At 61.5% G+C, this 12424-nt stretch carries 11 protein-coding genes; 7 read left to right on the top strand and 4 right to left on the bottom strand.

Annotated elements, in window-relative coordinates; translation table 11 throughout:
* The coding region (locus CGL56_RS15950) for an HYR-like domain-containing protein (RefSeq protein WP_222837679.1) at window positions 1-1751 on the bottom strand (1751 nt) is incomplete at its 3' end.
* Between the two features lie 482 nt (window positions 1752-2233).
* Between CGL56_RS15950 and CGL56_RS15945 the strand changes: the two genes are divergently transcribed.
* A complete protein-coding gene (locus CGL56_RS15945; RefSeq protein WP_143470755.1) occupies window positions 2234-2677 on the top strand; it encodes a DUF2231 domain-containing protein in 444 nt (147 codons plus the stop codon).
* A 599-nt stretch (window positions 2678-3276) separates the two neighbouring features.
* Here the strand turns inward: CGL56_RS15945 and CGL56_RS15940 are convergent.
* Together CGL56_RS15940 and CGL56_RS15935 are read right to left on the bottom strand one after the other, a co-directional pair.
* The gene (locus CGL56_RS15940; protein WP_099107577.1) at window positions 3277-3774 is read right to left on the bottom strand and encodes a lactoylglutathione lyase family protein; all 498 of its coding nucleotides are present in this window, start codon (window positions 3772-3774) and stop codon (window positions 3277-3279) included.
* 13 nt (window positions 3775-3787) lie between these two features.
* Window positions 3788-4156, bottom strand: a complete 369-nt coding sequence (locus tag CGL56_RS15935; RefSeq protein WP_099107576.1) for a PH domain-containing protein — start codon at window positions 4154-4156, stop codon at window positions 3788-3790.
* A 61-nt stretch (window positions 4157-4217) separates the two neighbouring features.
* Between CGL56_RS15935 and CGL56_RS15930 the strand changes: the two genes are divergently transcribed.
* The 6 genes from CGL56_RS15930 (at window position 4218) to CGL56_RS15905 (ending at window position 10152) form a co-directional block, all read left to right on the top strand.
* Complete coding sequence (locus CGL56_RS15930; RefSeq protein ID WP_099107575.1) at window positions 4218-6278, top strand: tetratricopeptide repeat protein; 2061 nt, start codon at window positions 4218-4220, stop codon at window positions 6276-6278.
* Window positions 6275-6874 carry a response regulator transcription factor gene (locus CGL56_RS15925; RefSeq protein WP_099107574.1) on the top strand — a complete coding sequence of 200 codons (600 nt, stop codon included), beginning with the start codon at window positions 6275-6277 and terminating at the stop codon, window positions 6872-6874. Before CGL56_RS15930 ends, CGL56_RS15925 begins: the two co-directional genes overlap by 4 nt.
* A gap of 102 nt (window positions 6875-6976) precedes the next feature.
* Complete coding sequence (locus CGL56_RS15920; RefSeq protein ID WP_099107573.1) at window positions 6977-7513, top strand: cupin domain-containing protein; 537 nt, start codon at window positions 6977-6979, stop codon at window positions 7511-7513.
* Between the two features lie 36 nt (window positions 7514-7549).
* Window positions 7550-8302 carry a DUF5602 domain-containing protein gene (locus tag CGL56_RS15915; RefSeq protein WP_143470754.1) on the top strand — a complete coding sequence of 251 codons (753 nt, stop codon included), beginning with the start codon at window positions 7550-7552 and terminating at the stop codon, window positions 8300-8302.
* Between the two features lie 117 nt (window positions 8303-8419).
* Complete coding sequence (locus tag CGL56_RS15910; RefSeq protein ID WP_099107571.1) at window positions 8420-9154, top strand: hypothetical protein; 735 nt, start codon at window positions 8420-8422, stop codon at window positions 9152-9154.
* A 74-nt stretch (window positions 9155-9228) separates the two neighbouring features.
* Window positions 9229-10152 (top strand): sugar phosphate isomerase/epimerase family protein, encoded by a 924-nt coding sequence (locus CGL56_RS15905; protein ID WP_099107570.1) that lies wholly within the window; start codon window positions 9229-9231, stop codon window positions 10150-10152.
* Window positions 10153-10232: 80 nt separating this feature from the next.
* Here CGL56_RS15905 and CGL56_RS15900 read toward each other — a convergent pair whose 3' ends face one another.
* Window positions 10233-12413 (bottom strand): ATP-binding protein, encoded by a 2181-nt coding sequence (locus CGL56_RS15900; RefSeq protein ID WP_406603294.1) that lies wholly within the window; start codon window positions 12411-12413, stop codon window positions 10233-10235.
* Between the last annotated feature and the right edge of the window lie 11 nt (window positions 12414-12424).

Genomic DNA, 12424 nt, shown 5'->3' with positions numbered 1-12424 from the left:
TTATCGTCGCGATCATCGTCGTCATCCTTGTCGTCGCGATCATCGTCCTTATCGTCGTCGTCGTCGCCCCGGTAACTCTTGCGATCACCCACCTTGCTGTCGGCGTAATCATCATCATCGTCGTCCTTGGTGCACCGGCTGTTGTGCTCGTGGTGGCGGTCTTCGTCCTTATCGCAGTGGTCAGCGTGATCGTGGTGGTTGTCGTCGTCCTTGGTACACCGGCTGCTGTGCTCGTGGTCGCCGTCCTCTTCCTTGTCACAGTGATCGGCGTGGTCGTGATTGCAATCGTTACCACGGCGTCGGCGACGCTCGCGGCAGTCAACTTCTGCATTGAGTCCCCGGATACTGGCATAGGCCCGGTATACGTCGGAGGTCGGCAGTTCGCAGGGCAGGGAGAAGCGGATGTTGGAGATGTCTTTACAATCGTCACCGATAAGGCACAGTTTCCAGGTGAAGCGGGTAGCGTTGTACTTCTCACTGTACTCGATCGTCGGATCAATGGAGTAGCAATCATTGGTGTGACTGGTGGAAGTCTTCACCGTGATCACCTGTACGCATTCGGTGGAATTGTCACAGTAGTCGGTGGCCGTCCATCTCCGGGTGAGGGTGTACTCACCATCCGGGCAACTGCCACTGGTTTCTTCCCCATGATAGGTGACAAGTACATCGGAGTCGCAGTTGTCTTCCGCCATGATGTTTTCGGGTACCGGAGGAATTTCGTCCGGGTGGTTGACGACCATGTCCCGCGGACAGTTCGTGAACACCGGCGGTTCATTGTCCACCACTTCGATGTGCTGGGGATGGCTGCTGATATTGTCGCAGGCGTCCTTGGCATACCACACGCGTTTGATGATATAGCAATTGCCATCTTCGTCATCCTCACGGACGTCTGTATAGTCGATGAAGACTTCTCCCCCACAGTTGTCGGTGGCGGTGGCCATTCCGGTATTGTCGGGTGAGGTACTGGCGTCGCAGGACAGGCCGGATACGTCGGCCGGGACGGTCAGCTCGGGTGGCGTCAGATCCTCCACGGTGATCGTCTGGCTGACGCTGCTGCTGTTTCCTAGGCGATCAGTGAAGGTCCAGGTGCGAATGATGGTGTATTGGTTCTCGCATTTGATGTCCGTTTTGACATCGATCACCTCCCCGTCGATGGTGCCGTCACAGTGGTCTTCGGCCGTCAGGGGCTCGGGAGGGGGTACGTCTTCGGCGCATTCCACGGTGAGGTCACCCGGTGGAGCCGGTGGGACGGGGGGATCGGTGTCCAGAATGAAAATCTGCATCGTACAACTGGATACGATCCCGTTCTCGCTGGTGCCGTACCAAGTCCGCGTGATGACCGCACCGTAGGCGGGATTGTCCGGGTCGTAATCGATCTCGTCTTCGTACCGCAGGTGGGTCGGGGGAGTACACTTGTTTTCGAAGTGGGGTACGTGATTGATGTTGTTGAAGTCCGGATCGGCGTCCTCCGCGCAATCAACGCTGTAGTCGTTCGGACAGGCGATCTGGTCGCAGGTAAACAACGCTGTCGTGGTTTCTCCGGAAACCACGAAGGGCACCGTGAAAGCCGTTGTGGAGGGGGCTTCCGTCACGGCGTACAGCTCCGTCAGGTAAAAGGGGTGTTCGTCGGTGGGGCCCAGGGGCGCATCCCGGAAGGAGGGTCCCGCAACTAGTCCTGCCGTCAACAGCAGTCCCAAAAGAAGGGGAAAAGGTTGTTTGCCGGGCAGGCAGCATCGGTAAAGGTGATCCATGATGGTGTCGTTGATAGCGTGTGAAAAAATGGGTTATATCGGTCTGGGCATTGGTGCTGGAATCCAAAGGACATCCACCCTCGTCCGGACCGGCGAAGTGTAATCTGATATAACGGGGAGTACGGCCCATGACGGCTAGGCTACCGGGTACGGTAGTACTCGGCGGTAGTCGGGATGATCAGCCAGGGATGTGCGATGGGGCGAGCGCGTTTGCAGTACGCGCTGCTGAATACTATTGGCACTGAAAAATGTGCATTTCTAAAATATGCTGTTTGGGTATTTAATCAAAATTAAATATTGATAATTATCACGATTGGCGGATATTTCTTCCGATGTGGGTGGGGGTTGATTAAATCGCAGAAAATCAGGTCGTTAATTGTCCAGCGCACACCTTGCTCCGGGACCGCCGGGCGGCTCGTAGCCGGTTTTCTTGGCGGGCCGCCGGAATACGCCTATTATTGAAGGAAATCAGTCACCACCCCATGAACGCAGCGGACCTTCACCTGATCCTCAATCATTTTCCCATTATTGGCGCTTTCTTCGGAGTGGCCTTCATGGGGTACGGCTATTACACGAAAAACGAAACCATCCTGTCCGCCGCCAAGGTTGTTTTCATTTTCATCGCCCTCATGACCATCCCCGTGTACTTCACCGGCGAGCCCGCCGAGCACGCCGTGGAGGAACTGGGTGGCTTCAGCCACGACCAGATCCACGAGCACGAGGACGCCGCGGTGTGGGGCTTCGTCGCGGTTCTGATCGTGGGCGCGCTCTCCGGCTTTTCCCTGTGGAAGCAGCGCAATCCCGGCTGGCTAAATGCTGCCATCCTGGTAGCGGGATTGATTACCCTCGCCATAATGGCGTACGTGGGTTACGAAGGCGGGCAGATCCGCCACCAGGAGCTTCAGGAAGCCGCTATTGGGCAGTAGGGGGGATTTACCATTTACGAGGTACGAATTACCATTTCCGATTTGCGGCTTTGCTCGCTGGCGCTCGTGGCAGGTCGAGGCCCTCTGGGCCGAGTGAAGAATGATCACGCCCCATCACCGCGAGGCCCATTCCTGGGAATTGACCCCGCTAATTCGGGGCCGTCCCTTCCAGGGCCGGTAAAATTTACCATTTACCATTTCCAAAGTACCATGGACAATTTGCTGCCATGCTCGCTGACGCTCGTGGCAGGTCGAGGCCCTCTGGGCCGAGTGAAGAATGATCACGCCCCATCACCGCGAGGCCCATTCCTCGGTTCCCTCGGAATTGACCCCGCTAATTCGGGGCCGTCCCTTCCAGGGCCGGGAGGGATTTACCATTTACGAGGTACGAAATACCATTTCCGATTTGCAGCACTGCTCGCTGACGCTCGTGTGGCCCGATACATTTGAACCACCGAGGCACAGAGGTACACGAGTTCGTTCCAAACCCTCCGTGGTACTCCGTGGCTCTGTGGTTCACCACTCCCTGGTCTCTACGGCGGAGGCAGCACCTCGGAGGGTCCGCAAGACCTCCGAGGGTGCGGACGTGTGGAAAACTCCTACCCCTGGTAAGCCCCAGAGGAATACGTCAGCTCATAGCTGTGGGTGTAGATTTCGAAGACCACGCCGAAGGGGTCTTCCACGTAGACCATGCGGTAGGGCTTTTCGCCGGGGTAGTACTCGCGGATGGGCATGCGTTGTTTGCCGCCGTGGGCGACGATCTTTTCGGTCAGGCCCTCGATGTCGGGATCCTGAACGCAGAAGTGGAACAGTCCGGTGGCGAAGGGATTGAAGTCGGGTTTGCGGGCTTCGGTCTGGGGGAAGGAGAACAGTTCGATTCCGACGCCGTCGGAGGTGGACAGGTGGGCGATCTCGAAGGTTTCCCAGTCTTCGCCAAAGACGTCAATGCACATTTGACCGATGGCCGTGTCGCGCTCCTTGTGCACGGTGGAGGGGGGCATGATGACGTACCAGCCCATTACTTCGTGGTAGAATTCGACCGCGCGGGACAGGTCGGGGACGGTGATGCCGATGTGAGAGAAGGAGCGGGGGTACATGGTGAGTGTTTGCCTACAATACCCGGGTGGCCAGCAGCTGGTTCACCGGGGCGATGTCAATGGTGCGGCTGAAGTTGATCTCGAAGAGGCCTACTCCACTCACCCAGATCTTGAAGTCGGCGTCGGTGTCCATCAGGCCGGCGGTTTCCACGGCGTAGGAACCGATCTTGCCGTAGGGGAAACTGCGGAAGTTTTTCTTGGAGCCCGTGAGCCCCTGCACGTCAAGGGCGAGGATGCGGCGATCGGTGAACCACACGCGGTCGCGGACGTGCTTGTACGCCAGCTCGATGGTCTCTCCGGGGGCCAGCATATGCCGGATGAGGTCGTAGCCGTCGCCGGAGGTGGTCTGGGTGGTTACGCTGAAGCTGGTGAGCAGGTCCATGGTTGATATTTTGATATGGCTAATATAGAGTTCAGACGCAAAGCCCCTAACTTTAAGCAGGATGTCAGACCAGCTTAACTTCCCGCTCCCCGCCCCGCGGCCATCTTGGCGGCTCCGGACCGGTCTCCGCTGGGCGTGGCTGTTGGTGGTTGCCCTGGGCACCTGCGCACCGGCGCTGAACGGACAGGACACGGCCCGCATACAGCAAGTGCTGGCGGCGGCGGATACCCTCTTCGTCCTCCAGCCCCGCCCGACGCTTGACCTCCTGGCTACCGTGGAACCCCTGCTGCCGCAGGCCACCCTACGGAAGCGGATCGACTGGCTGCACTACCACGGCGCGGCCTACCAGCGGCTGGGGAAGATGGACTCGGTGGAGTGGTACCACCGGCAAATCCTGGAACAACTGCCCCCGGGCTCCCACGAGGCATCCCGCGCCCGCGCCCTGGCGAATCTTGGCACCGCCTACCGCGCCCGCGGGGAACTCGACTCCGCCGCCGCCGTCTACGAGCGGGCCCTGACGGTCTTCGAGGCCCGCCCCGACAGCTTCCCCCGGGGCACGGTGCGCAACAGCCTCGGACTCATCTACTACGCCCGCGGCGAATACCCCGCCGCCATGCGGGTCTACCTGGAAGCCCTCAACCTCTTCGAGGGGCTGGGCCACGCCGGGGCAGTGGCTATCGTGAACAACAACATCGGCCAGGTCTACCACGCCCAGAAAGACTATAGCAAGGCCATCGACCACTACACCGCCTACCTGGCAGCCAGTCGCGACGGCGGCAACCGCCGGGGGGAAGCCACCGCCCTGAACAATATCGGCGTGGCCCACCTGGACCGCAACGCCCCCGACACGGCGGAAACCTACTTCGTGCGCAGCCTGGCGGTGAAGGAGGAGATCGGACTGGCTTCCGAGATCTCCACCACCCTCAACAACCTGGGCAAGATCGCCAACGGGAGGGGAGACTACACCGCCGCCCTCGACTACCACGGCCGGGGACTCGGACAGGCGCGGGAGCAGGGCAACCCCCGTGATGCCGCCTTCTGCCTGCTCGGCCTGGGGCACAGCTACCGCCACCTTGGACTGACGGCCGAGGCCCGCACCCACTACCGCGAGGCCCTGGAGCTGGCCGACGAAATGGGCGACCCCCAACTACGTTTCGAGGCCCATCAGGGACTCTACGAATCCTATGCGGACGACGATCCCGGCCGGGCCCTTCCCCACCTCGCAGCCGCCTTCGCCCTCCGCGACAGCCTGGTGAACGCCGAAAACGTGGAGGCCCTCACCACCCTGCGGCTGGAAAACGACTTCCACCAGCGCGAGCTGCTCAGTGAGCAGCAACTGGCCAACCTGGAACTGCGCCAGGCCCTCGACGCCACCCGTCTTGCCAACCAGCGGCGGGTGATCTACGGCCTGCTGCTGGTGCTGGCCCTCCTCGGTGCCCTGGGCTACCTGCTCTGGCGGCAGCGCAACCGGATCCAACAGCAGCACGCGATGATCCAGGGAGCACTCCGCGAAAAGGAAACCCTGCTGCGGGAGATCCACCACCGGGTGAAGAACAACCTGCAGGTGATCTCCTCCCTGCTGGGCCTCCAGTCGCGCCACGTGCGCGACCCGGTGGCCCGTGACGCCCTCAACGAAGGCCGCAGCCGGGTGCAGACCATGTCGCTGATCCACCAGAACCTCTACGGCCGCGACCAACTTACGGGCATCAACATCCGGGAGTACTTCGACAAGCTGCTGCAGAACCTGCTGCGGACCTACCACATCTCCCCGGAGCGCGTCGAGGTAGACACCGACATCGAGGACCTGGTGCTGGACGTGGACACCCTCATCCCCCTCGGACTGATCCTGAACGAGCTCATGACCAACGCCCTGAAGTACGCCTTCCCCAACGGCGCGGGGCGCATCGCGGTGAGCATCCAGCAGGCGGAGGGTGGTTTAGAGGTGACGGTGGACGACGATGGGGTGGGCATCGAGGACGCCGCGGCCCTTACCCGGGGCGACAGCTACGGCTACGAACTCATCACCGCCCTGGTGGACAAGCTGGAAGGTGAGCTGAGGGTGAACGGGCAGGCCGGAACCCGGGTTAATATCCTGCTGAAAGCCTATAAAGTAGCGGCATGACGCTGGAAGCATTGCGCATCCTGGTGGTGGAGGACGATCCGGTCATCCGCACCGACCTGAAGTCCCTGCTGCTGAGCCGCGGGCTGGCCGTGGTGGGCACCGCCAAGAACGCCCTCCAGGCCTACGACCAGCTGCGGTCGGCCCGCCCCAATTTCGTTATCCTGGACATCAACCTCGGCACCGGCCCCAGCGGACTCGAAGTGGCCGAGGTGGTGCACACCACCTACCACCTGCCGTACATCTTCCTGACGTCATATTCCGACGCGGCTACCCTGGAAGCCGCCATGCAGCAGAACCCCTACGGCTACCTGGTCAAACCCTTTCAGGACGAAACCGTGCTGAGCACCCTGGCCGTGGCCTGGGGCAACCACCAGCGGCTGCGGCAGAACCGGGGCATCGACCTGAGCGACTGCCCCGAGCCCCTGACGGATCAGGAGGAGCGGATCGCCCGCCTGTTGGTGGAGGGACTTTCGTACCGCAGCATCTGTGAGCGGCTGTTCATTAGCCAGAACACCCTGAAGTACCACGTGAAGCACATCTACGCCAAGTTCGGCGTGGCCGGCCGGGCGGCCCTGGTGGCCACCGTATACCGATAACTACCCTTTTGTGTGGGGCGCCGTCGCGGGGCGGAGCGGAATTTAGGAGTGTCCGGAGCATGAGCCTCTGGCGCATTGATCCTTCCACAAAATTCCCCCACTATGAAACGCATAGCCTTCCTCCGCACTTCCCTGGCCGCCGGGGCCATCACCGCCCTGGGCCCCCTGTCCGCCCGCACCCCCGCCCTGGCCGGCGACCCCTTCCTTGAACCCCGCATCGTACGCGGCGGGGAAGGCAAGGCCGTCAACGTCCTGGGCGACCGTATGACCTTCAAGCTCACCGGGGCGGACACGGCCGGGCAGCTCACCATGATCGAAGAGACAAACGATCCCGGGGTGATGATCCCGCCCCACATCCACGACAACGAGGACGAGATCTTCCGGGTGCTGGAAGGTGAGCTGGAACTCACCGTCGGCGACCAGACCACCATACTCCGGGCGGGTGATATGGCCTTCGGGCCCCGGGGCGTGGCCCACAGCTGGAAAACGGTAGGGGAGGGCAAGACCCGCGTCATCCTGACGGCCTTCCCTTCCGGTATCGAGACCATGTTCGAGGAACTCGGTGCCCTGCCGCCCGGCCCCCCCGATATGCCGACGGTATTCGGCATCTGTGAGCGCTACGGCATCCGCTTCGTCTGACCTGCCGCTTTTTTTCACCCCGTAAATGATTCAGTTATGAAAGCGACATCCGTTTTTATCGCCTTATTGGTGCTCTCCTTTTCGGCCTGCCAGGACGACGAGAAAGTGCAGACCCGCTTCACCGGACCGGAAATTGCCGTCGGCAACGGCCAGGCCTGGACGGTAGTGAACACCGACCGCCAGGGCAATCCCCTGAGCCTGTCCGTGGAGTTCGGGGCCGATGCCCTGGAAGGCTTGCCCACCGGCCAGCACCACCCGCCGTCCTACGTACTGCGGTTGCCGACGGAGGTAGCCCTGCCGCCCTACGACCACGTAACCCTTGACTGGAACGAGCACGGCCACGACCCTTCGCAGGTGTACGACATCCCGCACTTCGATTTCCACTTCTACTTCATCACGGAGGCCGAGCGGGACCGCATCGGTCCCGACGATTCCCTGGCCTTCAACAAGCCCCTGGCCCCCGAGCACCTGCCCGCCGGTTACCTGGAGACCCCCGGGGGCGTACCGCGCATGGGCGCCCACATCATCGACCTGCAGTCGCCGGAGATCAGGGGCGATGCACCCTTCACCTATACCTTCATCTACGGCAAGTACGACGCTGAGCTCATCTTCCTGGAGCCGATGATCACGACGGACTATCTGCGTACCAAGCCCGACATGACGGCCGAGGTGCGGCAGCCGCAGGAGTGGCAGCAGGCCGGGTTTTACCCGACAGAGTACCGCATCTCCTACGACGCGGCCACGGATCGCTACGCGATGACCCTCCAGGATTTCGTGTCCGTCCCGTAGGCGGCGCCGGAGCGCGGGTGCCGATTACCCCGGCAGCAGCGGAGCGGGAGGGCGGTTGTCCTCCTGACTTCGCGCTGCTTTTTGTACGTTGGGGTGAGAGCAACCATTTTGGCCCATATGTTCCTGACTTCCCTGATCTCCATCACGGTCCTCATCCTGGTCCACCTCTTCGTCAGCCGGCTGGGGCTGTCGGGTATCCCTCGCAGCAAGTGGCTTTCCCTGGGCGGCGGCATTTCGGTGACCTACGTTTTCCTGCACGTGCTGCCGGAATTCGCCGAATACCAGGAGATGTACACCGAGCACGCCGCTTCCCCGCTGCTTTCCTTCATGGAGCACCACATCTACGGTTTCGCGCTGCTGGGGCTGGTAGCCTTCTACGGACTGGAGCGGGCCGCGATGCGGTCCAGCCAGACGGAGCGGGAGCCCCACAACGACCATGAGGAACACGATACCCGCATCTTCTGGATCCACATGTTCTCCTTCATGGTGTATAATGGCATCATCGGCTACCTGCTGTGGTGGCGGGAGGACCAGTCGACCCTAGGGCTGGTGTACTACGTGCTGGCCATGGCGTTCCACTTCATGGTGACCGACTTCGGGCTGTACGAGCACTACCGGGAGCTGTACCGCCGGCGGGGCCGCTGGTTGGTGGTGGCCGCCCTGCTGGGGGGCTGGCTGCTGGGCCTCACCGTGGAAATCGAGGAGATCCACATCGGCATGATCTTCGCCTTCGTCGCCGGTGGCATCATCATGAACGTGCTGAAGGAGGAACTTCCCGAGGAGCGGAAGAGCAACCTCTGGGCTTTCCTCACGGGAGTGGCCGTTTATGCCGCCCTCCTCATCGCTACCTGAAGGGGATCCGAGAAACGAATGGGGGGTGTTTCCACCGATTTCCATACATTGACCGGACAAATCCAGATACAGACATGACCGATCGTAGAAAATTCCTCCGGCAATCCGCCAAATTCGGTGCCGCCGGGCTGCTGCTGCCCGTCTGGGCCTGCGGCGCCAATTCCGGTGACCAGGGCGAGAGCGTGGAAGCCCTTGAAGACCACGACATGGACGCCGAAGCCGCGGGCGGGAGCATTGAAACCTTTGGCATCCAGCTGTACACCCTGCGGGACGTACTGCCGCAGGACGTGAAGGGAACCCTGCGCAAGATCGCCGACTACGGCTACAAGCAAATCGAGGGCTACGAAGGCAACCAGGGACTCTTCTGGGGCATGGAGAACACCGAGTTCAAGGACTACCTCGACGAACTCGGACTCACCATGGTGGCCAGCCACTGCAACATCGACGAGAACTTCGAGCAAAAGGCCCAGCAGGCTGCCGCAATCGGCATGGACTACCTGATCTGCCCCTACATCGGTGCCCAGGCTGGCCGCGCCGGCTGGCAGGCCGTGGTGGACAAGTTCAACCAGCGCGGGCAGACCTGCGCCGACAACGGCATCCGCTTCGCCTACCACAACCACGGGTACAGCTTCGAGGAGGTCGACGGCATCATCCCCCAGGACTTCATGATGGAGAATACCACCGACGCGGTAGACTACGAGATGGACATCTACTGGGTGGTCACCGGCGGGGCCGACCCCGTCGACTACCTGAACAAATACCCCGGAAAGTGGAAGCTCTGTCACGTGAAGGACCGCGAACAGGGCGCCGACCCCGCGGAAAGCGAAGCCTCGGTCGACCTCGGTACCGGATCAATTGATTTCGCCCGTATCCTTTCCGTGGCGGAAGAGCAGGGGATGGAATACTACATCGTCGAGCAGGAGCGCTACCCCAACTCCACCCCGCTGAAGAGCGCGGAAGTGGATGCCAAGTACCTCAAGCAACTGAAGTTCTCCTAGCCTTCTGGCAGGAGCTGTTTACAACGGGCCACTGGCCGTTGTCCGCCTGCGGTGGATGACGGGCGGTGGCCCGTTCTCGTTTACCGCCCCCCGGTGTGGACGCCTACGCGTACCCCGGAGTAGAAATAGAAGCGGGAACCTTTGCCTTCCTCGCTCTCCAGCCAGATGTCGCCTTCGTGAAAGCGGATGATCCGCTGGACCAGGGCGAGGCCGATGCCAGTGCCTTCGTATCCTTCGCTGTTGGTGGAACGGGTGAAGAGGTCGAATACCCGGGCCTGCTGATCCTGCGGAATCCCGATGCCGTTATCGGCCACGCAGAAAACGGGAAAGCCCCGGCGGTACTCCCCGGTGAAACTGACTTCGACCCGGGGCTCCTTCGCCCGCGCGCTGTACTTGAAGGCGTTGGAGAGCAGGTTCGTGAATACGATGATCATGTAATTGCAGTCGCCGCAGATGTCCGGCAGCGGCTGGGCAATGTCACACTGGGTAGCCGCGGAGTACTTTGCGGAGGACAGATCAGCGAGTACCCGGCGAACCAGTTGTTCCACGCACAGGCTGTTGAAGACCATCTTGTTGCGGTCAATGCGGTTCAGCGCCAGCAGGTCGTCCATGAAGATGCGCATCCGCTCGGCGTTCTGCTGGATCTTGTTGAGGAAGGCCTGCCCTTCCTGGTCGAGCAAATGATTGTAATCTTCCTGCAGGATATCGGCGTAGCTGGCGATGCCGCGCAGTGGTGCCCGCAGGTCGTGACCGATGGTGTAGCTGAACAGCTCCAGGTCGTCGAGGGCTTCCCGCAGCAGGGTGTTCTGCCGCTGGGTGGTCGAATACCGCTGGAGTACTACCTTCTGCAGGAAGACCCGCAGGGCGCGGATGGCCAGAATCTCTTCTTCCCGCCAGGGAAGCGACCACCGTTGGGTGGTTACGGCCCGTTCGCTGTACCGCCGGTCGCGGGGGTTGTCGGCGGGGGCCGTGCTTCCGAAGACGATGGTCCGTACCGTTTCCGGCTTGAACCACACGATCCACTGGTTTGCATCGTGGTCGAGGGGCAGGAATACCATGCCGGCGGCTTTCTTGATGTACGCCTGGGCGGGGGGGAAGTGGGTGGCCAACTGATCGGTGTACCACTTTTTGTCCTCTCCGATCACGCCCTTCACCCAGCCGACCACGGCGTTGATCTCCTCCTGGGTGGGCGTCTCTCCCAGGATCGTCATCTCGTCGTCGGAGCACACGGCGGCCCCTTTGGCTTCCGGGATCAGGTCCAGGATGGTGGTGGGGCCCGCCGTCAGGCCTTCGGTAAGGTTTTCGGCCCTGATGATTTCCTTGTGCAGGTTATCCCGTACCGCGTGGGCCTTTTGCTTATTGCGCAGGTTGCTGTGGTAGAGGTGGTAGGCAATCTTGTGCTGCACCAGCCGGCCGACGACCCGCAGGAAGGACTGCATCTGGTAGTCGAGGTAGAGCGGCTCAATGCTGTGCATGTAGCAGGACCCCCAGAGTTTGCCGTCGATGAGGATGGACAGGTACCCCAAGGTGCTCAGTCCGGTATCGCGCAGGAAGCGCAGGCTGTTGACGAAGGGCTGGCGGGAAGCAACGTGGAGGTGGATGATCTCGGCGGCCGGATCGCTGACGTCGCCGACCACGGGGTGGAGGGGAGTATTGTCGTCCGTAAAATTCAGCACCGTTTCCGCGAGCTGCCGGCAGCGGGTAGCTTCCGGGATGTCCTCTTCCACGAACCGCATGTCGAGCATGGACGGCATGCCTTCCTTCCGCGATTCGTGGGTGACGACGCTGTGTTCCAGGTTGTCGAACTGAATGGTGATGGCCCGGTCGTAACCCAGGTGCTCGGTCAGCCCATCGCACAGCCGCTGCAGGAGGCCCGAGGTGGTGGTTTCGGCTTCCAGTTCCCGGGTAAACCCGTCGAGCCGCGAAGCGTAATCGCCTACGTGCGACCACTTGCGGCGCAGCTCCACCTCCAGGACGAACTCGTCCTTGAGTGGATAAATCACAACCTGATAATCACCTGCAGGCCAACCCGCGGGATCGTTGAGGTAGACCACCGAGGGGGTATCGGAGGGGGGGACAGCCGTAATCTGGGCGATGGTTTTCGCGGGGAAAAGCTCCTTCAGGGGCCGGCGCAGCAGGGCCTGGGCGCTCCGTCCGCAATGCTGTTCAGCCTGCGCGCTGGCAGCCGTAATAGCCAATGTCGTCCGGTGCACAACGAGCACCAAAGCATAGGACTGAACAAGAAGGGGAGGAGAGTGCAAGGTGTCAGCTT

It is taken from the genome of Neolewinella marina, from assembly GCF_002631205.1.
GTDB classification, from domain to species: domain Bacteria; phylum Bacteroidota; class Bacteroidia; order Chitinophagales; family Saprospiraceae; genus Neolewinella; species Neolewinella marina.
Note: the sequence above shows the minus strand (reverse complement) of the source record. Positions and strands in the feature narration are given on the sequence as shown.